The organism is Micromonospora zingiberis (genome assembly GCF_004331455.1).
Taxonomy (GTDB): domain Bacteria; phylum Actinomycetota; class Actinomycetes; order Mycobacteriales; family Micromonosporaceae; genus Micromonospora; species Micromonospora zingiberis.
Map to the genome: position 1 here is coordinate 122,179 of NZ_SJJR01000009.1, position 24,128 is coordinate 146,306.

The following is a 24,128-nucleotide window of genomic DNA, read 5'->3' on the forward strand; positions in this document are numbered from 1 at the left end:
CCGACCGCGTTGACCTTCTCCCAACCCGGGGGCCGCATCCGGCGACGGATGCGGCCCCCGGCTCGCCACAGGCTTGAAACACCCACATGGAAAACTTTGCCCGGGAGGTGATGGTGATGACACTCGTCCGACCAGAGAATCCGCAGCAGGCACGGCTGGTCCGGCTGTTGCGCGACGATGGTCCCCGCTCCCGGGTCGAGTTGGGTGACATCCTGGGGCTGTCCCGCTCGACGCTCACCAGCGAGTTGGACCGGCTCGTCGCGCGCGGGCTGGTCGAGACCGCCGGGCCGGCCGCCTCCCGTGGCGGGCGCCGGTCGTCGTTGTTGCGCCTCGCGGGCGGGGTACGGTTCGCCAGCGTCGTCGTGGCCACCGACCGGATCAGCGTGGCGTTGACCGACGGTGAGCTCAACGTGTTGGCCGAGGCCGCCGAACCGGCGGACGCCCGCGGCGGGCCGGAACCGGTGATCGCCCGCGCCGTCGAGCTGGTCGACAAGCTTCGCGCCGAACTCGGCGTCGCCGAACTCACCGGGGTCGGCATCGCCCTGCCCGGGCCGGTCGACGGCGGCACCTCGGTCGCGCCGGCCGTGCTGCCCGGCTGGCAGAGTTTCCCGGTCCGGGACGCGTTCGCCGCCGAGCTGGGTTGCCCGGCGCTCGTCGACAACGACGCGAACGTACTCGCCCTCGGCGAGCAGCACGCCGGCATCGGTCGGACCTTCGACGACTTCCTCTACCTGAAGCTCGGCACGGCGATCGGCTGTGGCCTGGTGCTCAGTGGCTCGCTCTACCGGGGTGCGACGAGCAGCGCGGGTGACATCGCCCACCTGCCTCTCGGCGAGGACGGGCCGGTCTGCGGGTGCGGTGAATCCGGCTGCCTGGAGGCGTACTGCGGTGACGCCGGGCTGGCCAGGGCGGCGCTGGCGGCTGCTCGCGCGGGCCGTTCCGAGCCGCTGGCGAGCCGGCTGGCCGAGACGGGCACGCTCACCGTCGCGGACATCGCCACGGCGGCGACCGCCGGTGATCCGGCCGCCCAGACGCTGGTCCGCGACGCGGCCCGGCGGGTCGGTCGGGTCCTCGTCGGCCTGGTCAGTTTCTTCAATCCGGGCATCGTGGTGATCGGCGGTGCGCCGGACGGCCTCGGGCACATCCTGCTCTCCGAGATCCGTGGCGTGGTCTACCGCCGGTCGGCTCCGCTGGCCACCGGCACCATGCCGGTGGTCCTCTCCGACCTGGCCGACCGGGCCGCTCTGGTGGGCGCGGCGCGGCTGGCCAGCGAGCACGTCTTCACCTCCGGCTGACGGCGCCGGCGCGAGGTCCCGATGGTCGCGCCGGCGGCCAGCCCCGTGCTCCCCCGAGACCCGGCATGGTAGCCGGGCCTCGGCGAAGGCTCCGTCAGTCCTTGCTGCTGAACGCCGCGTCGAACGCGGCGGCGGGGGCGTCGAAGGCGAGCCGGCGGACGAACTGGAGCGCCTCCGGGGCACCGACCAGGCGATCCATCCCGGCGTCCTCCCACTCGATCGAGATCGGCCCGTCGTAGCCGATCGCGTTGAGCGCCCGGAAGGAGTCCTCCCACGGCACGTCGCCGTGGCCGGTCGAGACGAAGTCCCAGCCGCGCCGCAGGTCGGCCCAGGGCAGGTGGGAGGCGAGCCGGCCGCGCCGGCCGTCGCCGGTACGCACCTTGGCGTCCTTGCAGTCGACGTGGTAGATCCGGTCGGCGAAGTCGAAGATGAAGTTCACCGGGTCCAGTTCCTGCCAGACGAAGTGCGACGGGTCCCAGTTCAAGCCGAACGCCGGCCGGTGCCCGATCGCCTCCAGGGTCCGCTTGGTGGTGTAGTAGTCGTACGCGATCTCGCTCGGGTGGACCTCGTGGGCGAACCGCACCCCCACCTCGTCGAAGACGTCGAGGATCGGGTTCCACCGGTCGGCGAAGTCCTGGTAGCCGCGTTCGATCATCGACGGCGGTACCGGCGGGAACATCGCCAGGGTGTGCCAGATCGACGAGCCGGTGAAGCCGACGACGGTGTTGACGCCGAGCTTGGCCGCCGCGCGGGCGGTGTCCTTGATCTCCTCGGCGGCCCGCTGGCGTACCCCTTCGGGTTCGCCGTCGCCCCAGATCCGGGCCGGCAGGATGCCCTGGTGCCGCTCGTCGATGGGGTGGTCGCAGACCGCCTGGCCGACCAGGTGGTTGGAGATCGTGAAGACCTGGAGGTTGTGCTTGGCGAGCGTCTCCCGCTTGCGGTCGACGTACGAGTCGTCGGCCAGGGCCTTGTCGACCTCGAAGTGGTCGCCCCAGCAGGCGATCTCCAGGCCGTCGTAGCCCCACTCGGCGGCGAGCCGGCACACCTCGTCGAACGGAAGGTCGGCCCATTGGCCGGTGAACAGCGTGATCGGTCGCGCCATCTGTCCTTTTCCCCTGTCGTGATGGGGATTCCGTACCTGCGTGACCGGGGCGAGGGATGACCGGATGCGGACGGCCTCGACGTGTGCCGGTGGGCGCGGTCGCGCCTGGGGCCGACGGGTTGCGCCTCCCGTCGACTCACCGGCCACCTCGCGGTCGCCGCCTTCACTCTAGGCCGGCGGCGCGCGGCGCAAAAGGCCCGACGGCGACGGTGTGATCGGGCGGCTGCCGGTGTTAAGAAGGGCCCCCTGTACCACGCGAGGCGTTAACAGGGGGCCCTTCCTTACCTACGGAAGGATCCAGCGCTGGTTGGCGCCGGTGTGACAGGTCCACAGGTGCACCGCCTGGCCATCAGCCGAACTATTGTTCGACACATCCAGACACTTACCCGTCAACGGATTACGCAACGTCCCGTTCGACTGCGCCGACCAGTTCTGCGCACCCGAACCATTACACGTCCACAACTGGATCTTCGTACCATCCGCCGACGCACCCGCATTCACATCCAGACACTTACCCAACGCCCGGACCGTCGAATTCGGCGTCACCGACCACGTCTGCGCCGCACTACCATTACACGTATAGATCTGAATCTGCGTACCATCCGCCGTCGCCGCGTTACGCACATCCAGACACTTACCCGCCAGGCCGGTGATCCGACCGGTTCCAGTCGGCGGCGGGTTCGTGCCACCCAGTTCCTTGATCCGGATGTTGCGGAACGAGACGTCGTCGCCCGTACCGTGGTTCTGGATGCCGATGTGGCCGGGCAGCGAGCGGACCGGGTCGGTGTTGGTGAAGTCGTTGATCTTCACGCCGTTGAGGAAGACCTGGAGGCGTTCCCCCTCGACCAGCAGTTCGTAGGTGTTCCACTCCCCCGGCGGGTTCAGTGCGGCGTCCCGGGCAGCGATGTCGGCGGACTTGAAGCCGTAGACCGCGCCGGTGGTCCGGTCGGCCGTGTCGGTGGGGTCGATCTGCACCTCGTAGCCGTTGTTCACCGCCGAGTTCGGGTCGCTCGACGGCGGGAAGCCGATGAACACACCCGAGTTGTCGTCCCCGGCGAGCCGCCAGTCCAGCTTGAGCGAGTAGTTGGTGAACTGCTTCGCGCTGTACCAGAACAGGCCCATCCCGCCGACCGAGCTCAGCGTGGCGTCGGAGTTGGTGAAGCTGCCCGGCCCGGCCTGGGACCAGCCGGTGGTCGAGCCGTTGTAGAGCGTGGTGTAGCCGGTCTCCGGGCGGCAGTCGGCCTTGGTGCGGCCGGCCGCGTACCGGATGCCGCCGAGCAGGTGCGCCCGGAAGGCCGGTTCGGCGTACGACGCCTGGGTGTGGCCGCCGCCGGTGTAGAAGGACCGCCCTCCGTTGACGGTCTTGCACCAGGCGATCGGGTGGTCGGCGCCCATCACACCGCCCGAGTACGTCGCCTCGTTCAGATTGGCCAGCACCCGTACGTTGGCGCGGGGGTTGGCCTGGAAGTCGTACCACTCGTCGGTGCGTACCCAGTTCTGCGGCAGGTGGGCGGTGGCCGCGTGGGCCCGGTTCTCCACCCGTACGGTGGCCTGCTGGATGGCCGGGTGGGAGCGGAAGTACGCGCCGACCAGGTTGCCGTAGTAGGACCAGCCGTACTCGGTGTCGGCGGCGGCGTGCACGCCGACGAACCCGCCACCGGAGTTGACGTACGACTCGAAGGCGGTCTGCTGGGTGGCGTTGAGCACGTCGCCGGTGGTGTTGAGGAAGACCACCGCCTCGTACTGGGCGAGGTTGCCGGAGGTGAAGGCGGCGGCGTCCTCGGTGGCGGTGACGGTGAAGTTGTTCGCCGCGCCCAGGTCCCGGATGGTCTGGGTGCCGACGGCGATGGAGTCGTGCCGGAACCCGGCCGTCTTGGAGAAGACCAGCACGTCGTACGGGGTGTCGGCGGCGCTGGCCGGACTGGCCGGGGTGGTGCAGGCGAGGACGGCGAGGGCGGCGGTGGCCACGCCGAGCACGGGTCGGAGGAGTCTGCGCATGTCGCTCTCCCAAACGATCGTCGTGTTAGGAGGGGCCCCCTGTACCACGCGAGGCGTTAACAGGGGGCCCTCCTTACCTACGGAAGGATCCAGCGCTGGTTGGCGCCGGTGTGACAGGTCCACAGGTGCACCGCCTGGCCATCAGCCGAACTATTGTTCGACACATCCAGACACTTACCCGTCAACGGATTACGCAACGTCCCGTTCGACTGCGCCGACCAGTTCTGCGCACCCGAACCATTACACGTCCACAACTGGATCTTCGTACCATCCGCCGACGCACCCGCATTCACATCCAGACACTTACCCAACGCCCGGACCGTCGAATTCGGCGTCACCGACCACGTCTGCGCCGCACTACCATTACACGTATAGATCTGAATCTGCGTACCATCCGCCGTCGCCGCGTTACGCACATCCAGACACTTACCCGCCAACCCGGTGATCGGGCCGGTTCCGCCGCTGCCGGTGGTGAAGGCGAACGAGTCCAGGTCGTAGAGCGCGCCCGTGCCCGTGCCGGCGAAGGTTAGGTACAGCGTGGTGGTGCCGGTCGGCGGGCTGCTGATGGCGCCGGTGACGGTGGTGAAGGTGTCCCAGGAGCCGGTGACCGGGACGGCGGCCGAGCCGAGCACGGTGCCGGTGGCCGAGCCGGCCCGCACCTGGAGGGTGCCGCCGGAGCCGGCCGAGGAGACCCGGGCGCTGAACGAGGTCACGTTGCCCAGCCGGTACGGCTCGAAGGCGATCCAGTCGCCGTTGTTGATGTTGCCGACCGTCTTGCCGCCCTCCGCCGTGGTCTTGTCGAAGATGGCGATGCCGGCCGAGGTCTTGTAGTGCTCGGCCTGCCGGCTGCGCGGCTGGAGGGTGTGCTGGGTGTGGGTGGTCAGCCCGCCCGCGTCGGTGTACTCGGCGTCGAAGATGCCGAAGATGTTCGCCGCGTAGTCGTGCTCACCGTCGACCGGGATGGTGATCGAGCCGGTGCAGCCGTTCTGCGAGGTGATCTGGTGACCGTGGCTGTCGTGACCCAGCACGTAGGTCATCTTGACCTTGGTGCAGTCGATGGTGCCGTCCTCCGGATCGGTGACGGTGATGCTGAACGGCACGGTGTCGCCGAAGCTGAACAGCTGGCCGTTGCCGGGGCTGTTGATGGTGACCGTCGGCGCGGTGTTGCCGACCCCGATCCGTACGCTCGCCGTGCCGGTCGCGCCCTGCGGGTCGCGTACGGTCAGCGTGGCGGTGTAGTTGCCGTTGGCGGTGTACGTCTTGGTCGGGTTCGCCGCCGTCGACGTGGTCCCGTCACCGAACGCCCATGAGTACGTCAGCGCCCCACCCTCCGGGTCCGACGACCCGGCCGAGGAGAAGTTCACCGTCAACGGGGCGACGCCCGAGGTCCGGTTCGCCGAGGCCACCGCCGTCGGTGCGCGGTTGCCGCCGGCGACGTAGTCGTACCGGTAGAGGGCGGAGTTGGCGTCGCCGTTGAAGTAGCCGGTGCCGTAGTCGAGCACGTACAGCGCGCCGTCCGGGCCGAAGGCCATGTCCATGACCTGCTTGCCGTTCCACGGGAAGGAGGCGTCGATGGCGCCCACCGAGCCGTCGGCGTTGACGTGGATCGGCTTGATCCAGCCCCGACCGAACTCACCGGCGAAGAACTGCCCGTCGAAGCTCTGCGGCCACTTGGTGGTCGACGTCGACGCGGCGTTGTAGCGGTAGACCGGGCCGCCCATCGGCGACTCGGAGCCGCCACCGAACTCCGGCGGGCTGCCGGCGTCTCCGGCGTACCGGATCCAGGAGGGCTTGGCCGCCGGCAGGGTGGTCAGGCCGGTGTTGCGGAACGAGTTGTTGGTGGCGCCGCCGGTGCAGTTGTACTTCGGCCCGGCGGTGGCGGTGGCGAAGTTCCACTCGGCGTACGTCTCGGCGGTGGTGTTGGTGCCGGTGCAGTACGGCCAGCCGTAGAAGCCCGGCCCGGTGATCCGGTTGAACTCGACCTGCCCCGAGGGGCCACGGGCGCTGGTGGAGCCGGCGTCCGGTCCGTAGTCGCCGACGTAGACGATGCCGGTGGCCTTGTCGACGCTCATCCGGAACGGGTTGCGCAGGCCCATCGCGTAGATCTCGGGGCGGGTGCGCGCCGTGCCGGGGGCGAACATGTTGCCGGCCGGGATCGAGTACGTCCCGTTCGCGTTCACCTTGATGCGCAGGATCTTGCCGCGCAGGTCGTTGGTGTTGGCCGCGCTGCGCTGCGCGTCGTACGCCGGGTTGCGGTTGGTCCGTTCGTCGATCGGGGCGTATCCGCCGGAGTCGAAGGGGTTGGTGTCGTCGCCGGTGGAGAGGTAGAGGTTGCCGGCGGCGTCGAAGTCGATGTCGCCGCCGACGTGACAGCACATGCCCCGGTCGGCCGGGACGTCGAGGATGTCGACCTTGCTGGCCTGGTTGACGGTGAAGTCGGCGTTCAGGGTGAACCGGGAGAGCCGGTTGACGCCCTGCCAGGCGGAGAAGTCGTTGGCGGTGGCCGGGGCGTCGCCGGCCGGGGTGGACAGCGGCGGCGCGTAGTAGAGGAAGACGTGCCGGTTGCTGGTGAAGTTGGGGTCGACGCCGACGCCCTGCAACCCTTCCTCGTCGTGGGTGTAGACCGGGATCGTGCCGATCACCGAGGTGGTGCCGGCCGCGTCGGTGCGGCGCAGCGTGCCGTTGCGGGCGGTGTGCAGGACCGAGCGGTCCGGCAGCACCGCGAGGGTCATCGGCTCGCCGACCTCGGCGACCCCCTTGGCGAGGGTGACCTGTTGGAAGTCGGTGGCGACGATGGGGTGGGCCTGCGCCGGGGTCGGGCCGCCGAGTGCGGTCGGGCCGGCGCCGATGGCGACGATGCCGACCGTGGCGACCAGGAGCAGCGCCGAGCCGGTGGAGAACCACCGTGCGGGGTGGCGGGTGCTGTCCATTGTGGACATTCCAGTGCTGTCCCTTCCTGACGAGTACAGCCAGGGCGGGCGCGCGCCGTCGCGCCGAGTGCCGTAGCGGGGGATGCCGTCGGCCGCCGGATGCGGTGCCCGGTCGGCCGTGACCGCCGATGGCCGGCGGGCCACATGCTCGGCGGTCACCAGTGAGCCCTTCCCCACCTGTCCGCACGGCCGCTGGCCGGGTGCGTGGGTCGCGCGGTGGGTGGAGAAGAGTTCAGTCGGAGGGTTCCCGCGCCGCCGGTTCACCTCGACGAAACAATCCGGTACTAGGCACGACACTAAATGGCATTCATCGATGTGTCCATACCTTCCGACGAAGATGCATGGACTTTCGTAGATCTGATCAGAAGTTGGTGCGGTCGGGTGCGGTCCTTCCGCAGCTCACCGCCGCCGATCGATCGCCTGGGCGGCCAACGCGGTCAGCGCGGCCCGACTCTCCGGCGTCACCACGGTCCGCGCCAGGGCGGCCAACGCGGCGTCGGCCCGGACCTGGATCATCTGCTCGATCTTGGTACGCGCACCGGTCTGCTCGATGATCTTTCGCAGCTCGGCGGCGCCCTCCGCGTCCAGGTCGGGATTGCCGAACAGCTCCCGCAACCGGGCACTCTGGGCCCGGTCGGCGGCATCGCGGGCCAGGGCCATCATCACCGTCGGCTTACCCTCACGCAGGTCGTCCAGGATGGACTTGCCGGTCACCGCCGGGTCGCCGAAGACCCCGAGCACGTCGTCGCGCAGCTGGAAGGCGTCCCCCAGCGGATCGCCGAAGTCGGCCAGCGCGTCGACCAGTCCCGGCGGCGCCCCGACCAGGGTGGCGCCGATCTGCAACGGCCGGGTGACCGTGTAGCGGGCCGCCTTCATCCGGATCACGGTGAGCGCGCTGGCCACCGAGCCGCCACCGACACCGGAGACCAGGTCGAGGTACTCCCCCGCGATCACCTCGGTACGCATCAGCGAGAAGACCGCGTATCCCCGGTGCACCGCCTCGGCGTCCAGCCCGCACTCGTGGAACATCTGATCCGACCAGGCGGCGCAGAGATCGCCGCAGAGCAGGGCGGTGTTGCGCCCGTACGCCTCCGGGTCGCCCCGCCACGAGGACCGGGTGTGCAGGTCGGCGAAGATCCGGTGCACCGACGGCTCACCCCGGCGGCGGTCGCTGCCGTCGAGGATGTCGTCGTGGATCAGCGCGAAGGCGTGGAACAGCTCCAACGCGGCGGCGGCGACCACGATCGGGGTGCTGTCCGGGCCGCCGGCCGCCCGCCAGCCCCAGTAGCAGAACAGCGGTCGCAGCCGCTTGCCACCGGCCAGCACGAACCGGTGCAGCGTGGTGAAGACGCCGCGCGGGGCGCCGTCCGGCCAGTCCGGGTCCTGCCGGTCGAGGAAGGCGGTCAGCTCGGCGTCGAACCGGGAGCGGAGTTCCCCCGCGTCGGTGGGCGCAACCGTAACGGTCACGACGCCGCCAACCCGGCCAGCTCCAGCAGCAGCCCCTTCACCTCCGTGGCCGCTATCCGGTCCCGTGCCAGCGAAGGGTCGGAGCAGAGCAGCACCGGCCCGTCGGCCGGGTCGGCGGGCAGCCGCCCGTGCGAGCCCCGGACCGCCCGTGCCCCGGCGTCCAACCCGACCACGCTCATCAGGTACCGCATCCCCAGCTTCTTGCGGGCCAGCGCGACGGCGGCCCGCCGCTTCGCCGCACCCGGGGCGGCCGGGTCGAACAGCAGTTCCGCCGGATCGTAGCCGGGTTTGCGGTGGATCTCGACCAGCCGGGCGAAGTCCGGCGCCCGGGCGTCGTCGAGCCAGTAGTAGTACGTGAACCAGGCGTCCGGCTCGGCCACCAGCACCAGCTCACCGGCGCGCGGATGGTCCAGCCCGTGCGCCGCCTTGCCGTCGGCGTCGAGCACCTCGGCCACCCCGGGCAGCCCGGCGCAGAGCTTCGCCACCGCCGGGATGTCCGCCGGGTCGCGTACGTAGACGTGGGCGACCTGATGGTCGGCGACCGCGAACGCCCGCGAGGTCCACGGGTCGAGGTACTCCATGCCGGCCTGGGTGTGCACCCGCAACAGCCCCTCGGCGCGCAGCAGCCGGTTGACGTCCACCGGCCGGGAGACGTCGGTGATGCCGTACTCGGAGAGCACCACCACCGTCGTGTCCCGGGCCCGTGCGGCGTCCAGCAGCGGGGCGAGCGCCCCGTCCAGCTCGGCCGCCGCGGCGGCGGCCCGGGGCGAGGAGGCGCCGAAGCGTTGCAGGTCGTAGTCCAGGTGCGGCACGTAGACCAGGGTCAGATCCGGCGACTGCTCGGCGAGGATCTGCTCGGCGGCCCGGCAGATCCAGCTCGACGACGGCAGGCCCGCGCCCGGCCCCCAGTAGGTGAACAGCGGAAAGGTGCCCAGCCGCGCGGTGAGCGCGTCGTGCAGCTGCGGCGGGTCGGTGTAGCAGTCCGGCTCCTTGCGGCCGTCGGCGTAGTAGACCGGGCGTGGGGTGACCGTCCAGTCGACGTCCGCGCCCATCGCGTACCACCAGCAGACGTTGGCCACCGTGTAGTCCGGTCGGACCCGCCGGGCCGCCTGCCACAGCTTCTCCCCGCCGACCAGCGCGTTGTGCTGCCGCCAGAGCAGCACCTCACCGAGGTCGCGGAAGTACCAGCCGTTGCCCACGATGCCGTGCTCGGCGGGGAGGGCACCGGTGAGGAAGGTCGACTGCACCGAACAGGTCACCGCCGGCAGCACCGTACCCAACTCGGCCCGGAAACCGGTGTCGGCCACCGCCCTCAGCCGGGGCATGTGCCCCAGCAGCCGTGGGGTCAGTCCCACCACGTCCAGCACCAGCAGTTTTCGGGTCATGCTAGTTCCGCCTTTGCTCGCGACTGCGGGGCTCGCAACACCGGCTCACTCCTCGCGCTCACGGGATCACCGCCGTTTCGGTCGGGGTCAGCCCGAGGGTGACCAGTTCGTCAAGGGCGAAGGCCAGCTCGGCGGCGATCCCGGTGGCCAGCTCCGCGTCGGTGCCCGGACGCCGCGCCGCCGGCAGCACCCCCCAGGTGTACGTCTCGACGTCGAGGTGGTCGCAGCCGGCGTCGGCGCCGCTGAAGAGCGCGGCCAACGCGGCGCGCAGCACCGGCAGGGTCGAGCCCAGCGGCGGCTCGGGCGGGGCGTGCAGTGGCACGTGATAGTGCACCCGCCACGGGCCGGGCAGCCCGGCGTCGAGGGCGAGGTCCAGGTCGTCGGCGGCCCACCGCGGATCCGCCGGGTCGTGGGTGGCGGCGGCGCAGCCGGCGGTACGGGTCTGGTGCAGGAAACGCGGCTCGACCCAGCGACGCAGCGCGGCGGCCTCACCGGCCGGGTCGGTCGCCTCCAGCGCGGCGGACACCTGCACCTTCACCACCGGCAGGCCGGCTGCGGCCAGCCGGTCGAGGGCGGCGGCCGGCTCCTCCCAGGCACAGGCGAGATGGGCCAGGTCCAGGCAGACGCCGAGCCGCTCGGTGTCCACGCCGGACAGCGCCGCCACCGCCTGCGCGCTGCTCTCCACCACGCAGCCGGGCTCCGGTTCGAAGCCGACCCGGACCACCCGCCCGGTGTCCCGTTCGACGGTGGCCAGTCCGGCGGCGAGTTGGTCGAGACGGTGGCGGGCGGCGTCGGCCTGGGCCCGGTCCCAGGGTGCCCGCCAGGCCAGCGGCAGGGTGGAGATCGAGCCACGGGCGGCGTCCTCGGGCAGCAGGTCGGCCAGCACCCGGGCCAGGTCCAGGGTGTAGTCCAGCCGCGACGCCGTGGTCCAGTCCGGCTGGTAGACCGCGCCCTTGACCACCGGCGCCTGGAAGGCGGCGTACGGGAAGCCGTTGAGCGTGACCACCTCCAGGCCGCGTACGGTCAGCTCGGTGCGCAACCGGCGGCGGGCGTGCGGGTCGGCGGCCAGTTCGGCGGCGACCGGTGCGGCCAGCCACAGGCCCAGGCCGAGCAGGTCGGCGCCGAGTGCCGCGCGGACCGGCAGCGCGTAGCGGTCGAGTTGGGCGAGGATGCCGGCGAGGTCCTCGGCGGGGTGCACGTTGGTGCAGTAGCCGAGGTGGACGGTGCGCCCGCCGGCGTGCCGTAGTCGCATCAGCCGCCGCCGCGCAGGATCGAGTTGCCGGCGAAGGTCGGCTCCGACGCGTCGTCGTCGCTCAGGTCGAGCCGGCCCGACTGCCCGTAGAACTCGACCGGGTTACGCCAGAGCACCTGGTCGACCTCGTCGTCGGTGAACCCGGCGAGCAGCATCGCCTCCCCGGTGGCCCGGGTCAGCAGCGGGTCCGATCGGCCCCAGTCGGCGGCCGAGTTCACCAGCATCCGCTCGGTGCCGTACGTCCTGAGCAGCTCGACCATCCGGGGCGGGGACATCTTGGTGTCCGGGTAGATGGAGAAGCCGAGCCAGCAGCCGGTGTCCCGGACCAGCTTCACGGTCACCTCGTTGAGGTGGTCGAGCACCACCCGTCCCGGCTCGATGCCGGACTCGGCGACCACGGCGAGGCTGCGCTCCACGCCCCGGGCCTTGTCCCGGTGCGGGGTGTGCACCAACGCCGGCAGGTCGTGCGCCACGGCCAGGGCGAGCTGGGCGGCGAAGGCGGCGTCCTCCTCCGGCGTCATCGAGTCGTACCCGATCTCGCCGACCGCCACCACGCCGTCCTTCTCCAGGTAACGCGGCAGCACGTCGAGCACCGGCCGACAGCGCGGGTCGTTGGCCTCCTTCGGGTTGAGCGCGACCGTGGCGTGGTGGCGGACCCCGAACTGTCCGGCCCGGAACGGCTCCCAGCCGACCAGCGAGTCGAAGTAGTCGGTGAACGATCCGACGCTGGTGCGCGGCTGGCCCAGCCAGAACGCCGGCTCCACCACCGCCTGCACGCCCGCGGCGGCCATCCGCTCGTAGTCGTCGGTGGTGCGGGACGTCATGTGGATGTGCGGGTCGAAGATGCGCATCACGCCTCCCTGTGGTGCGGTTGACTGCTGGCGGCCAGCCGGTCCAGCAGCGCGGTGGCGTCGTCGGGCATGCTCCGGCCGGCGGCCTGCCGTTCGGCGGCGAGCGCGGCCAGCATCTCCGCCAGTTCCCGGTCGGCGCGGGCGTCGAGGTCCGCCACCACGGCCAGCGGCACGCCGGTGAAGACGCACTTGAGCACGGCCTGCCGCCAGGTCGGCGCGTCGAGGTGCCCGGCGTACGGGCCGAGGGCGGCGGCGACCAGCCGGGTGTCGTTGGTACGCAGCGCATCGTGCAGCAGCGGCACCGCGGCCGCACCGATCGGCAGCAGCGGCAACGCCTTGAGCACGGCCCGCTTCTCGGCGGCGTCGCCGGTGCGGTAGAGCGCCTCGGCCTGCGCGGCGTGCTCGGCCGGCAGGTTGGCCAGCAGCAGCGCGCGGGCCGCCTCGTCGGCGGTCCAGCCGGGCAGGTCGGGTAGCTCGGCCCGGCCGCAGCGCCGGCCGGCCGCCGGGAAGAACCGCGTGATCGCCGACGGCTGCGCCGCGACACCGCGCACGGCCGCCGTCAGCCATTCCGGATCGGGTACGCCCCGCAGGGCCGCCCGCAGCTCGTTCGGTGTCATCGCCGTCCTCACCCCTTCTCTCTGCCACCCGTTGTCACCGCGGCCCCGACCTCGGCAGCGCGAAGGAAGTCCAGTGATCGGGCCGCTACGGTCGGGGCGGCATGCGAGTGGCGGGGCAACTCGACCGCGACCAGCCCTCGGTAGTCGACCTCGCGCAGCGCGGCCAGCACCGGCGGAAAGTCGATCTCGCCCGCGCCGAACTCCAGATGTTCGTGCACCCCGCGCCGCATGTCGTCGATCTGCACGTTGACCAGGTGCGCGCCGACTTCACGGACGCACTGCGGCACCGGCCACGGCTCCAGGCAACGACAGTGTCCGATGTCGAGGGTGATGCCCAGGGCCGGCGGTCGGCCCAGGGCCGCGTACAGCCGTTGCCAGCCGGCGATGTCCTCGACCAGCATGCCCGGCTCGGGTTCGAAGCCCAGCCGTACGTCGGCGGAGTCGGCCGCCTCGACCAGGATGGCGCAGCCGGCCACCAGGCGGTCCCAGGCCACGGCCGGCGGCACGGTCGCCGGCCGGACCCCGGCCCAGCAGGAGACCGCCTCGGCGCCGAGGTCGGCGCCGATCGCCACGGCACGGCGGAGGAACTCCACCCGCAGTGCGGCGTCGTCGTGCAGCAGCGTCGGGGCGTGCTTGTGCCACGGGTCGAGCAGGAACCGGGCCCCGGTCTCGACCACCACCGCGAGGTCGAGCGCCGCCAGCCGGCGGGCCACGGCGTCGACCCGCCGGGCCAGTTCCGGCGCGAACGGGTCGAGGTGGTCGTGGTCCAGGGTGAGCGCGACGCCGGTGTAGCCGAGGTCGGCGATGACCGCGAGCGCGTCGTCGAGACGGTGGTTGGCGAAGCCGTTGGTGCCGTAACCGAAGCGCAGACCGCCAACGCCCGGCGCGGGAGTCGCAGCGGCGGTCATGTCGGGGAGACCTTCCGGGCCAACCGCCGGCCCAGCGGCGCGGCAGCCGCCACCGCCAGCCCGAGCAGGCCGGCACCGGCCCGCGCGGTCAGCGCGCCCTGCAACGCGGGCAGGCCGGTGATGCCGGCACCGACCGCCGCGCGGACCCGGTCGGCGGTGGGTCGGGCCACCACCCGGGCCTGCGCGCCGCCGTAACGGGTGGCGTACCAGCCGGCGAGCACGGCCGGCAGCGCCGCCGCGACCGTACCGACGGCACGGCGACCGGCACGGCCGGTGCCACCGGCGGAAGGCACCGCGCCGGAGCCGCCCCCGGCCGGGCCACGGCCCGTCGCGGGGTGTGCTCGGCCGGGTCTGGCGGGTATCGCGGCGCTCGCCGCGACCAGGGCGGTGCCGGCGAGGGTACGCAGCGGCAGCACCGAGTCGGCGCCGTCGACCTCGCGCCGGGACAGGGCGGTGACCGTCCAGGTGTGCGCGGCGACGGTCAGCGCGGCTGGCAACGCTCGCGCCGGGCGGCGGCCACCGGCGGCGCCGAGCAGCACGTCCAGCCCTCGGCAGGCGGCCATCACGGGTGGACCGGCGGCGGTGTTCTTGGCGACGAGGTCGTACCCCCAGACGGCGGCGGCCAGCGGCACCGCGACGGCGGCGGCCCGGCGGCCCCCGGCGACGGCGGCGAGACCGACGCCCGCGACGGTGAGGCCGGCGGCGAGGCCGACCGCGAGGCCGGGGCTGACCCGTCCGCTGGGGATCGGCCGCTCCGGGCGCTCGACCGCGTCCAACTCCCGGTCGGCCCAGTCGTTGGCGGCCATGCCGCCCCAGTAGAGCAGGACCGACGCGGCGGCCAGGGCGGGCGTACGCGGGCCGAGGGCCCCCGCCGCGGCGGCGCCGGCCACCACGTCGCCCGGCACCGAGAGCGCGGCCGGCGCCCGGACGAGTTCGGCCAGGTCAGCCACGCGGGTCATCGGTGCCTCCGCGGTGCAGCAGGTGGGCGAACTCGCAGAGCCGGGTCCACTGGTCGGCCAGCGAGTGGGTGCCGCTGCCGAGCGGGTCCTTGAAGAAGAACGCGAGTTCGGTCAGCGGCCCGGACCGGCCGGCGGCGTGCGCGGCGGCGGTGAGCCGGGCCAGGTCGAGCACCAGCGGGGCGGCCAGCGCCGAGTCACAGCCGTGCCAGGTGAACTCCAGCCGCATCCCGGTGCCCAGGAAGCCGGCGAAGGTGATCAGATCCCAGGCGGTCTTGAAGTCGCCGAGATCCTCGACGTAGTCGATCCGGGTGTCGCCCTGCGGCAGGTAGCCGAGCGTCTCGCCGAGCACCCGCTGCTTGCTGCGCACCTTGGCGGCGTTGGCCGCCGGATCGGCCAGCGTGGCGCCGTCGCCCCCGCCGAGCAGGTTGGTGCCGGACCAGGAGCGCACGTGCAGGTTCCGCATCGCGAACATCGGCGCCAGCACCGACTTGAGCAGGGTTTCCCCGGTCTTGCCGTCGTGTCCGGCGTACGGCACCCGGTGGTGGGCGGCCAGCGCGGTCAACGCCGGCAGCCGCAGCCCGGTCGACGGGGTGAAGTCGACGTACGAGCAGCCCGCCGTCACCGCCGCGTACGCGTACAGCGAGCTGGGCGGCAGCACCTCGTCGGGGCCGGTGAGGGCGGCGTGCAGCGCGGCCGGGTCGGCGTGCGCGGGGTGCGGGTCGGGGGCCGGTTCGGTGGCCGCGACGTTGACCACGACGACCCGGGCCAGCCGGTGCCGGGCCTGGAACTCGGTGAGGTCACGGACCATCGTGGCGGCCCGGTCGGCCTGGCTGCCACCGGTCGGCGCGGGACGCAGCTCCTGCTCGACCGCGACCAGTTCCTCGGGCAGCGCGGCGACCAGCCGAGCGGGCAGTACGCCGGCGGCGGCGAGTGCCTCCGCGCGCTTGGCCAGCGGGGTGGCGACCACGTCGTGCCCGCCGAAGACGAGGTCGGCGAAGGCCGGCAGGGCGGGGCCGCGCACCGCGGGCAGCTCGGTGACGCACCCGGTCGACCCGGTCAGCCCGGCCCGCAGGGCGAGCGCCCCGACGATGCTGGTGGTCGCGACCGAGCCGCGTGCTCCCACCAGCCAGACACCCGTACGCATGGCACTCCTTCCCGGTCGGGGAAAACCGGCCTGCATAGAACTACATGGATATCAGAAGATCGTTCTGAAAGATACTGTTTTGGGGTGTTGCGCCCCGTCCGCCGTCCACTCCGGTGCGATTTCACCGGCCGGCGGTGACGTCGGCGGCGTCACCGCCGGACCGGCGATCCGGAGCGGTACGGACGGACGGGGCTGGCAGGCAGGGGCGGTCGGCGTCTCGCCCCTGCCTCCCCCGCATCCGGCCGGTCGCATGGCGACGCGTCCGGCCGGACGACGCCTCAGACGTCTGTGGTCATGTCGCCCCGGGCGGATCCCGGGGCGCAGGTGGCGACGGATCGCCGGGCGGCGGTCCTCCGGTGCGGCCGGGGAATCCCGGTCCGGTCGCACCGGAGGAACCGCATTGCTCGTGCCACCGGGCCGGGCGGCCCGTGGGCACGACCTCCGGTGCCGACCCGTATCCGGCCGCGGGGCGCAACCGCGGCCGGCCCTCGCCGGTCGGTACCGGAGGTGGCTCAGGCGGCGACCGTCGCCAGCGCCGGCTCCACGTCGGTCCACGAGGACCCCAGTTCGGCCGACCGGACCACCGCGTCCAGCACCAGTTGCACCTGCAACGCCTCGGCGAAGGACGGGCTCGGGTCGACCCCGGTCGCCACCGCCTCGATGAAGTCGCGCATCTGGTGGGTGAAGGAGTGCTCGTACCCGATGATGTGGCCCGGCGGCCACCAGGCCGACAGGTACGGGTGCTCGCTCTCGGTCACCAGAATCCGGCTGAAGCCCTGCTCGGCGACGGGTCGCGTCGCGTCGTAGTACTCCAGCTCGTTGAGCCGCTCCAGGTCGAAGGCGACGGTGCCCAGCGACCCGTTGATCTCCACACGGAGGGCGTTCTTGCGGCCGGTGGCGAACCGGGTCGCCTCGTACGTGGCCAGTGCCCCGCCGCCCAGGCGGGCCACGAAGACCGCCGCGTCGTCGACGGTGACCGGTCCGGTGGCGGCGCTGCCCCCGTCGGCCTGCGCCGCCAGCCCGCTCGACTCGCTCGGCAACGGCCGTTCCTTGACGAACGTCTCGGTCACCGCACTGACTCCGGTGATCTGCTGGCCGGTGACGTACTGGGTCAGATCGATGATGTGCGCGCCGATGTCACCCAACGCGCCGGAGCCAGACACCTCCTTGCGCAGCCGCCAGACCAGCGGGAACTGCGGGTCCACGATCCAGTCCTGCAGGTAGCTGGCCCGCACGTGCCGGATCTCGCCGAGCCGCCCGGCGGCGACCAGCTGGCGCATCAGCGCCACCGCGGGCACCCGCCGATAGTTGAAGCCGCACATCGACCGCGCCCCGCCGGCCTGGGCGGTGGCCGCCGCGGCGGCCATCTCCCGAGCCTCGGCGACCGTGTTGGCCAGCGGCTTCTCGCACAGTACGTGCTTGCCGGCGGCCAGCGCGGCCAGCGCGATCTCGGCATGGCTGTCACCCGGTGTGCAGATGTCGACCACGTCGATGTCTGGCCGAGCCACCAGCTCCCGCCAGTCCGTGGTGTGCTCCTCCCAGCCGAGCCGGTCGGCGGCCTCGGCCACCTTTCCGGAATCCCGGCCGCAGACGAGCACCATCCGGGCCCGCGCCGGCAGGTCGTACACCCGGTTCACGGTGCGCCACGCCTGTGAGTGCGCGGCGCCCATGAACGCGTAGCCGACCATGCCGACCCGCAGTTCTTTGTCTGTCGTGGACAAGGTGGGTCTCCCCCCGGTTGTGTCAGAACCCGAGCTTGAGGTAGTCGCTCGCGTTCTCCTTGGTGATCGTTTCGGAGGCGAGGATGATCTCCTTGGGCACCTGGAGCTCGACCAGGTCGGACATGCCCCGACCCTGGCCGATCAGGCGAGCCAGCGAGATCGCCGAGGAGGCCATCGACGGGCTGTAGGTCACGGTGGCCTTGAGCACCGTGTTGTCCGCCTGGATGTCCTCCATCGCCTTCTTCGAGCCGGCGCCGCCGACCATGAAGAACTCGTTGCGGTTGGCCTGGCTGATCGCGGCCAGCACGCCGATGCCCTGGTCGTCGTCGTGGTTCCAGATCGCGTCGATCTTCGGCAGCGCCTGCAGCAGCTGGCTCGTCTCCTGCTGTCCGGAGTCGACGGTGAACCGGGCCGCCCGCCGGTTGGCCACCCGGAAGCCGTGCTGGGCGAGGGTGTCGTTGAACCCCTTCGTCCGCTCCTGGGTCAGCTCCAGCTCGTCCATGCCGGCGATCTCGGCGATCACCGGGTTGCTCACGCCCTTGGCCTTGAGCTGCTCGACGATGAAGGTGGCGGCGGAGACGCCCATGCCGTAGTTGTCGCCCTTGATCTGCAACCGGTACGCCTTGGCGTCCGGGAAGGCGCGGTCCAGGTTGACCACCGGGATGCCGGCCTGCATCGCCTCCAGGCCGAACGAGTTGAGTTCCTTGCCGTCGTGCGGCAGCAGCACGATGACGTCGGGCTTCTGCGAGATCAGCGTGGACAGCGCCGCCCGCTGGGCCGCCGCGTCCGCACCCGCCTCGACCGTCTTGAACTCCACGTCGGAGTACGCGGCGGCCTGCGCCCGGGCGTTGTTCGTGATCGCGGCGATCCAGCCGTGGTCGGCGGCCGGCGCGGAGAAGCCGACGGTCACCTGCTTGCCCGGCTCGGCGTTGCCGCCACCGTCGGCCGCCTTGGTCTGTGCCTCGGTCGGTGTCTGCTGCTCGTTGCTGGTGCAGGCGGCGAGCAGTACGCCGGTGCCGATGGCCGCCCCGCCGAAGAGCAGCCGGCGGCGACTGTGCTGGGTCATGACGACCTCCTGGTTATCAGTGGTGGAGAGGGATTTTGGGTGTGCGAGCCCCGGCCACCGTCGAAACGCGCGGGTGGCCTGGTGGAAACGGTGTTCAGCTGGTGGTCAGCCGGTTGCGGCGGAAGAACTGGGAGAGACTGCCGAACTGGACCTGCTGGATCAGGACGGCGGCGACGATGATGCCGCCCTTGACCATGTTCTGTGCCTCGGTGGAGAGGCCGTTGATGGCGAAGAGGTTGGTGATGGTGGCGAAGATGATCACACCGAGCAGGGAGCCGATGATGGTGCCCCGCCCGCCGCTGAGCAGCGTGCCACCGATGATCACGGCGGCGATCGCGTCCAGCTCGTAGAGGTTTGCCATCGCCGCCTGGGCCGAGGTGGCCTGGGCGGTGAGCATGATCGCGGCGATGCCGCAGCAGAGGCCGGAGAGCGCGTAGAGCATCAGGGTGTGCCGCTTGACGTTGATGCCGGCCAGCCGGGCGGCCTCCGGGTTACCGCCGACGGCGACCGTACGCCGGCCGAAGGTGGTGCGGTTGAGCAGCACCCAGCCGGCCAGTACCACCGCGGCCAGGATGTAGACCAGCAGCGGGATGCCGAACAGGTCGTTGCTGGCGATGCCGTTGATGGTGTTGTTCTGCGAGATCTGGGTCTGCTTCTGCGAGATCTCGGCGGCCAGTCCCCGGGCCGCCACCAACATCGCCAGCGTGGCGATGAAGGGCACCAGTCGTCCGTACGCGATGAGCGTGCCGTTGACCAGGCCCACCGCCACGCCGACGACGATCGCGGTGAAGATCATGCCGGCGGCACCGAAGCTCTGCGTGGCGACCGTGGTGCACCAGACCCCGGCCAGCGCGACGATCGCGCCCACCGAGAGGTCGATGCCACCGCCGATGATGACGAAGGTCATCCCGACGGTGACCACCCCGACCACCGAAGCCAGCTTGAGGATGCTGAGCATGTTCGCCCAGACCCAGTCCGGGTTCGAGTAGAGGTCGGAGCGGGTCGCCGCACCGATCACGAAGAGGATCAGCAGCACCCCGATCAGGGCGAGGTTGCGCCGGGCACCCTCACCGCCGTCACCGTGCCACCAGGAGAGCCGGCCCGCCGGGGCGGGCGCCGCCCGGTGCCCGGCCGCCTCGGTCTCGGCCGGGTCCACCGGCGGCGACTGCGCCGGCAGCTTCGTCGTGGACGGACTGTCGCTCATGCCGCTGCTCCGCTTCGCTGCGCACCGCCATGAGGCACCTTCGCGCTGTATCCATGATTCGCTCGCTCACGCTCGCTCATGCCGCTGCGCCTTCCATCAGGGACCCCGCCATCACGAGGTCGAGGACGGTGGATTCGTCGAGTTCGTCGGCGGGGGCGGTACGCACGACCCGACCCTCCCGCATCACCAGCACCCGGTCCGCCAGGCCGAGCACCTCGGGCACCTCGCTGGAGACCAGCAGCACCCCGACGCCCTGCGCGGCGAGTTCCCGGATCACCTGGTACAGCTCGGCCCGGGCGCCCACGTCCACGCCCCGGGTGGGTTCGTCCAGCAGCAGCAACCGGGTGCCGCCGAGCAGCCAACGCCCGACCACCACCTTCTGCTGGTTGCCGCCGGAGAGCGTGCGTACCGGCCGACTCACGTCGCGCGGGCGCATCTCCAGGCTCTCGGCGATCCGGTCCGCCTCAGCCCGTTCCTTGCCGACGTCGGTGAAGCCGAGTCGGGCGTAGCGGGCGAACGTGGCCAGCGTGACGTTGCGGTAGATCGGCTCACCGAGTAGCAGCGCCTGGCTCTTGCGCTCCTCCGGGGCCATGCCCATGCCGGCCCGCACCGCCGCACCGACACTGCCGGGACGCAACGACCGACCGGCCATCCGGACGGTGCCGGCCTCGGCGCGGCGGGCGCCGTAGATGGTCTCCAGCACCTCGGAGCGACCGGAGCCGACCAACCCGGCGATGCCCACGATCTCGCCGGCCGCGACGGTGAGCGAGACGTCGGCGAACTCGCCGGACCGGGTCAGCCCGTCGACGGCGAGCAGTTCCTCGCCGACGGTGGTCTCGGTGGGACGCTCCGGGAAGACGTACTCGATGGTGCGGCCGGTCATCCGGGAGACCAGGTCACGGGTCGGGGTCTCGCGGGCCGGCAGGTTCGCCGCCGTCGTGCGGCCGTCCTTGAGGACCGTCACCCGGTCGCCGATCTCGCGGATCTCCTCCAGCCGGTGCGAGATGTAGATGACCGCGATGCCCTGTGCGGTCAGCTCGCGGATGATCCGGAAGAGGTTCTCGACCTCGTCGTGGGCGAGCACCGCGCTCGGTTCGTCCATGATGATCAGTCGGGCCTCGTGGGAGAGCGCCCGGGCCATGCTGACCACCTGCTTGCCGGCCGCCGGCAGGGCCCGGACCATCCGCCCGGGCGGGATCTCGGCGTGCCCGAGCCGGCCGAGGATCTGCCGGGTACGGCCGGCGATGTGCCCCCGGCGGATGAAGCCGAAGCTGCGCGGCTCGTGGCCGAGGAAGGCGTTCTCGGCCACCGAGAGGTCCTCGACCAGGTCGAGTTCCTGGTAGATGGTGGCGATGCCGGCGCGCATGGCGGCCTGCGGGTTGGCGAAGGCGACCGGCTCGCCACGCCACTCGACCAGGCCCGAGTCGGGCCGGTGCACCCCGGCGAGCACCTTGATCAGGGTGGACTTGCCGGCACCGTTCTGCCCGAGCAGGCAGTGCACCTCGCCCGCGCGTACCTCCAGCTGCACGCCGTCCAGGGCGCGTACGCCGGGGAAGGTCTTCACCACGTCGGACAGCCGCAGCACCACTTCACCGGCGACGGCGTCGGAAGGTGCCTCGACCAGGGGACGTCCGGTTTCGCTCATGCCGGCCCTCCACTCCACTGCACGCGTTGACGATTCGTTGACTGACGCCCGCTCACGTCGCCTCCCCGAACGCCAGGTCGCTGGCGAGCACGGCGGCACCGGCGACGCCGGCTCGCGGGCCCAGCTCGGAGAGCACGACCGGGAGGTTGCCGGTGGCCAGCGGCAGCGAGCGGCGGTAGACCACGCTGCGGATCTCGGCGAGCAGCACGTGCCCGAGCTGCGCGAGACCGCCGCCGATCACGATCATCGACGGGTTGGTGAAGCTGACCAGTCCGGCGAGGACGCTGCCCACCCGCCGGCCGCCCTCGCGGATCAGCTGGATACAGGTCACGTCGCCCTCCACCGCCCCGGCGGCGACGTCCAGGGCGGTGACCAGGCCGTTGGCGGTCAGCCGTTCGGCCAGCGCGGGCGAGGCGCCGGTACGCGCCGCGACGGTGGCGTCCTTGGCCAGTGCGGCGCCGCTGAACAACGCCTCCAGGCAGCCGGCGTTGCCGCACGAGCAGACCGGGCCGTGTGGGTCGACCTGGATGTGGCCGATGTCCCCGGCGCAACCGTCGGTGCCCCGGTAGACCTCGCCGCTGAGGTAGATGCCGCAGCCGATGCCGGTGCCGATCTTGACGAAGAGGAAGTCGTCGACCGAGTGGGCCACCCCGCCGTGCCGCTCGCCGATCGCCATGATGTTGACGTCGTTGTCGACCACGGCCGGGCAGCCGTGCTCGCGGGTGAGCAGTTCGCGGACGGGGAAGCGGTCCCAGCCGGGCATGATCGGCGGGGACACCGGCACGCCGTCGCGGAAGCTGACCGGGCCGGGTACCCCGATGCCGACCGCGTCGAGGCGGTCGTAGGCGCCGTCCACCTTGGCCTTGTGCAGCAGCTCGTTGACCCGTTGCAGGGTCGCCTTGGGCCCAGACCGGATGTCGGCCGGCTCGGCGTACGCGGCGACCGGTTCGAGGCGGCCGTTGACCACCTCGACGTCGATGGAGCTGGCCCCCAGGTCCACGGCGGCGAACCGCAGGTGCGGGCTGAGTTCGACCAGGGTGGAGCGCCGACCGCCCCGGGAGGCGGCCTTGCCGGCCTCCGCGACGAAGCCGAGGGCGACCAGCCGTTCCAGCTCGGTGAGGAGCCGGGGACGGGGCATCTGCAGTCGGTCGGCGAGCTCGGCGCGCGACAGCGCTCCCTCGTCACGGAGCAACCGCAACAACCGGACGTGCAGGGGGTCGGCGGTGTGCACGGCTCACCTCTCCACCGGACTCGTTCACCTCGACGAAATATCGACGTGTGGTGCCCGACACAGTAGGAGCCTTCGGTGCACGGTGTCCAGACCTTAGAGCGAATCGGTGCCAACTTTTGCTGGATCTAGCAAAAGCTACCGACGGTATCGACTCATCGCGCTTGCGCAGGTCAGGATCGCTTCGGAGAGTCATCCTCCGTGCGCAGTTTGCGATCATCACGCAGCTCGACGTACGGCTCCTTGTCGGCCGGACGCAGCCCGGCGACGACCGCCCGGCTGCGCGCCAGTTCGGCGTCGTACTCCGCGCCGAGCAGGATCGCGACGTTGCTCAGCCAGAGCCAGACCAGGAAGATGATCACTCCGGCGAGCGCGCCGTAGGTCTTGTTGTACGAGCCGAAGTTCGCGACGTAGAGCGCGAACGCCCCGGAGACCAGCAGCCAGAGCAGCACGGCCAGCACGCCGCCCGGACTCACCCAGCGGAAGCCGCCCTGCCGCGCGTTCGGCGACGCCCAGTACAGGATGGCGAACATCAGGCTGACCAGCACCAGCAGCACCGGCCACTTGGCGACGTCCCAGACCGTCACCACGGTCCGGCCGATGCCCAGCGCCGAACCGACGTGCTCGGCGAAGCGGCCGGTGAAGACCACGATCACCGCACTGGCCAGCAGCAGCACACCGATCACCGCGGTCACCGCGACCCGGGTCGGCAGGGTCTTCCAGATCGGCCGCCCCTCCGGCACGTCGTAGATCACGTTGGCGGCGCGCATGAAGGCCGCCACGTAGCCCGAGGCCGACCAGAAGGCCGCCAGCAGACCGACGATCGCGGCGAACCCGGCCAGCCCGCCGTTGTGCTGCGCCTGGTCGATGGCGGCATCGATGATCTGACGGATGTTCGGCTCCGGCACCACCTGGTCGACGGTGTCCCGGACCCCCTGGGTCGCCGCCGGGCCGAGCAGACCGAGCACCGAGACCAGCACCAGCAGGCCGGGGAAGATGGAGAGCACGGCGTAGTAGGTGAGTGCCGCCGCCCAGTCGGTCAGCCGGTCGGCGCCGAACTCCCGTACCGTCCGGCGCAGCGCCGCCAGCCATTCCCCCCTCGGCAGGTGCGTCGGCCGGTCCGGCTCGTCGCGGCCCGGCTGGACCTGCTCGTCGTACGCGGGACCGGCCGGCCGCCCCGGGCCACGCCCGTGCGGGCGGGAAGAATTCTCGGAGGCCATCGCCCCTCCCTCGACTCGTTTGTCGCCGCCCACGACATGCCCGGCCACCGGCGTCGAGTAACCCCCGCGTCGGCCCGGCGTCGGTGAGCGGTCGACGGGGAAGGGCGCGGGACGCGGGGAGGCACACCCCGGGCCG

18 protein-coding genes are annotated in these 24,128 nt (G+C 71.7%); 1 reads left to right on the forward strand and 17 read right to left on the reverse strand.

The features are described from left to right. Window positions 1-116: 116 nt before the first annotated feature. Complete coding sequence (locus E0H26_RS15395) at window positions 117-1,295, forward strand: ROK family transcriptional regulator (RefSeq protein ID WP_131304332.1); 1,179 nt, start codon at window positions 117-119, stop codon at window positions 1,293-1,295. 94 nt (window positions 1,296-1,389) lie between these two features. On the opposite strand, the gene E0H26_RS15400 is transcribed toward E0H26_RS15395, so the two are convergent. From E0H26_RS15400 to E0H26_RS15480, 17 genes are all read right to left on the reverse strand, one after another. Next, window positions 1,390-2,397 carry a sugar phosphate isomerase/epimerase family protein gene (locus E0H26_RS15400; protein ID WP_131304333.1) on the reverse strand — a complete coding sequence of 336 codons (1,008 nt, stop codon included), beginning with the start codon at window positions 2,395-2,397 and terminating at the stop codon, window positions 1,390-1,392. 285 nt (window positions 2,398-2,682) lie between these two features. Further along, window positions 2,683-4,395, reverse strand: a complete 1,713-nt coding sequence (locus E0H26_RS15405; RefSeq protein ID WP_131304334.1) for a ThuA domain-containing protein — start codon at window positions 4,393-4,395, stop codon at window positions 2,683-2,685. Window positions 4,396-4,472: 77 nt separating this feature from the next. Further along, complete coding sequence (locus E0H26_RS15410; RefSeq protein ID WP_131304335.1) at window positions 4,473-7,325, reverse strand: carbohydrate-binding protein; 2,853 nt, start codon at window positions 7,323-7,325, stop codon at window positions 4,473-4,475. Between the two features lie 399 nt (window positions 7,326-7,724). Next, window positions 7,725-8,792, reverse strand: a complete 1,068-nt coding sequence (locus tag E0H26_RS15415) for a polyprenyl synthetase family protein (protein ID WP_131304336.1) — start codon at window positions 8,790-8,792, stop codon at window positions 7,725-7,727. Beyond that, complete coding sequence (locus tag E0H26_RS15420) at window positions 8,789-10,177, reverse strand: alkaline phosphatase family protein (RefSeq protein ID WP_131304337.1); 1,389 nt, start codon at window positions 10,175-10,177, stop codon at window positions 8,789-8,791. Before E0H26_RS15420 ends, E0H26_RS15415 begins: the two co-directional genes overlap by 4 nt. Window positions 10,178-10,235: 58 nt before the next feature. Further along, window positions 10,236-11,429 (reverse strand): metabolite traffic protein EboE, encoded by a 1,194-nt coding sequence (eboE, locus tag E0H26_RS15425; RefSeq protein WP_131304338.1) that lies wholly within the window; start codon window positions 11,427-11,429, stop codon window positions 10,236-10,238. Beyond that, window positions 11,429-12,280, reverse strand: a complete 852-nt coding sequence (locus E0H26_RS15430; protein WP_131304339.1) for a TatD family hydrolase — start codon at window positions 12,278-12,280, stop codon at window positions 11,429-11,431. Before E0H26_RS15430 ends, eboE begins: the two co-directional genes overlap by 1 nt. Then, on the reverse strand, window positions 12,280-12,897 hold the full coding sequence (locus E0H26_RS15435; RefSeq protein WP_131304340.1) for an EboA domain-containing protein: 618 nt from the start codon (window positions 12,895-12,897) through the stop codon (window positions 12,280-12,282). Before E0H26_RS15435 ends, E0H26_RS15430 begins: the two co-directional genes overlap by 1 nt. A gap of 8 nt (window positions 12,898-12,905) precedes the next feature. Next, window positions 12,906-13,805, reverse strand: coding sequence for a sugar phosphate isomerase/epimerase family protein (locus E0H26_RS15440; RefSeq protein ID WP_131304341.1), 900 nt, complete (start codon window positions 13,803-13,805; stop codon window positions 12,906-12,908). Continuing rightward, the gene (locus E0H26_RS15445; RefSeq protein ID WP_131304342.1) at window positions 13,802-14,764 is read right to left on the reverse strand and encodes an SCO3242 family prenyltransferase; all 963 of its coding nucleotides are present in this window, start codon (window positions 14,762-14,764) and stop codon (window positions 13,802-13,804) included. The genes E0H26_RS15440 and E0H26_RS15445 overlap by 4 nt, the downstream gene beginning before the upstream one ends. Continuing rightward, window positions 14,748-15,908, reverse strand: a complete 1,161-nt coding sequence (locus tag E0H26_RS15450; protein ID WP_131304343.1) for an inositol-3-phosphate synthase — start codon at window positions 15,906-15,908, stop codon at window positions 14,748-14,750. Before E0H26_RS15450 ends, E0H26_RS15445 begins: the two co-directional genes overlap by 17 nt. A 512-nt stretch (window positions 15,909-16,420) precedes the next feature. Next, window positions 16,421-17,596, reverse strand: coding sequence for a Gfo/Idh/MocA family protein (locus E0H26_RS15455; protein WP_420812852.1), 1,176 nt, complete (start codon window positions 17,594-17,596; stop codon window positions 16,421-16,423). A 55-nt stretch (window positions 17,597-17,651) separates the two neighbouring features. Further along, window positions 17,652-18,695 (reverse strand): substrate-binding domain-containing protein, encoded by a 1,044-nt coding sequence (locus tag E0H26_RS15460; RefSeq protein ID WP_131304345.1) that lies wholly within the window; start codon window positions 18,693-18,695, stop codon window positions 17,652-17,654. A 94-nt stretch (window positions 18,696-18,789) separates the two neighbouring features. Then, the gene (locus E0H26_RS15465) at window positions 18,790-19,899 is read right to left on the reverse strand and encodes an ABC transporter permease (RefSeq protein ID WP_131304346.1); all 1,110 of its coding nucleotides are present in this window, start codon (window positions 19,897-19,899) and stop codon (window positions 18,790-18,792) included. Window positions 19,900-19,975: 76 nt separating this feature from the next. Then, window positions 19,976-21,544: a sugar ABC transporter ATP-binding protein gene (locus tag E0H26_RS15470; protein ID WP_131304347.1), complete on the reverse strand. Its 1,569-nt coding sequence runs from the start codon at window positions 21,542-21,544 to the stop codon at window positions 19,976-19,978. 52 nt (window positions 21,545-21,596) lie between these two features. Beyond that, entirely contained in the window at window positions 21,597-22,775 is a 1,179-nt protein-coding gene (locus E0H26_RS15475; RefSeq protein WP_131304348.1) for an ROK family transcriptional regulator, read from the reverse strand. 170 nt (window positions 22,776-22,945) lie between these two features. Further along, the gene (locus E0H26_RS15480) at window positions 22,946-23,992 is read right to left on the reverse strand and encodes a YihY/virulence factor BrkB family protein (RefSeq protein ID WP_131304349.1); all 1,047 of its coding nucleotides are present in this window, start codon (window positions 23,990-23,992) and stop codon (window positions 22,946-22,948) included. Between the last annotated feature and the right edge of the window lie 136 nt (window positions 23,993-24,128).

Bases quoted from the DNA above. Each gene is read 5' to 3' on its own strand.
- E0H26_RS15395 (WP_131304332.1), top strand. From the start codon at position 117: ATGACACTCGTCCGACCAGAGAATCCGCAGCAGGCACGGCTGGTCCGG.
- E0H26_RS15400 (WP_131304333.1), bottom strand. From the start codon at position 2,397: ATGGCGCGACCGATCACGCTGTTCACCGGCCAATGGGCCGACCTTCCG.
- E0H26_RS15405 (WP_131304334.1), bottom strand. From the start codon at position 4,395: ATGCGCAGACTCCTCCGACCCGTGCTCGGCGTGGCCACCGCCGCCCTC.
- E0H26_RS15410 (WP_131304335.1), bottom strand. From the start codon at position 7,325: ATGGACAGCACCCGCCACCCCGCACGGTGGTTCTCCACCGGCTCGGCG.
- E0H26_RS15420 (WP_131304337.1), bottom strand. From the start codon at position 10,177: ATGACCCGAAAACTGCTGGTGCTGGACGTGGTGGGACTGACCCCACGG.
- eboE (WP_131304338.1), bottom strand. From the start codon at position 11,429: ATGCGACTACGGCACGCCGGCGGGCGCACCGTCCACCTCGGCTACTGC.
- E0H26_RS15430 (WP_131304339.1), bottom strand. From the start codon at position 12,280: ATGCGCATCTTCGACCCGCACATCCACATGACGTCCCGCACCACCGAC.
- E0H26_RS15435 (WP_131304340.1), bottom strand. From the start codon at position 12,897: ATGACACCGAACGAGCTGCGGGCGGCCCTGCGGGGCGTACCCGATCCG.
- E0H26_RS15440 (WP_131304341.1), bottom strand. From the start codon at position 13,805: ATGACCGCCGCTGCGACTCCCGCGCCGGGCGTTGGCGGTCTGCGCTTC.
- E0H26_RS15445 (WP_131304342.1), bottom strand. From the start codon at position 14,764: ATGACCCGCGTGGCTGACCTGGCCGAACTCGTCCGGGCGCCGGCCGCG.
- E0H26_RS15450 (WP_131304343.1), bottom strand. From the start codon at position 15,908: ATGCGTACGGGTGTCTGGCTGGTGGGAGCACGCGGCTCGGTCGCGACC.
- E0H26_RS15455 (WP_420812852.1), bottom strand. From the start codon at position 17,596: ATGGTCGGCTACGCGTTCATGGGCGCCGCGCACTCACAGGCGTGGCGC.
- E0H26_RS15460 (WP_131304345.1), bottom strand. From the start codon at position 18,695: ATGACCCAGCACAGTCGCCGCCGGCTGCTCTTCGGCGGGGCGGCCATC.
- E0H26_RS15465 (WP_131304346.1), bottom strand. From the start codon at position 19,899: ATGAGCGACAGTCCGTCCACGACGAAGCTGCCGGCGCAGTCGCCGCCG.
- E0H26_RS15470 (WP_131304347.1), bottom strand. From the start codon at position 21,544: ATGAGCGAAACCGGACGTCCCCTGGTCGAGGCACCTTCCGACGCCGTC.
- E0H26_RS15480 (WP_131304349.1), bottom strand. From the start codon at position 23,992: ATGGCCTCCGAGAATTCTTCCCGCCCGCACGGGCGTGGCCCGGGGCGG.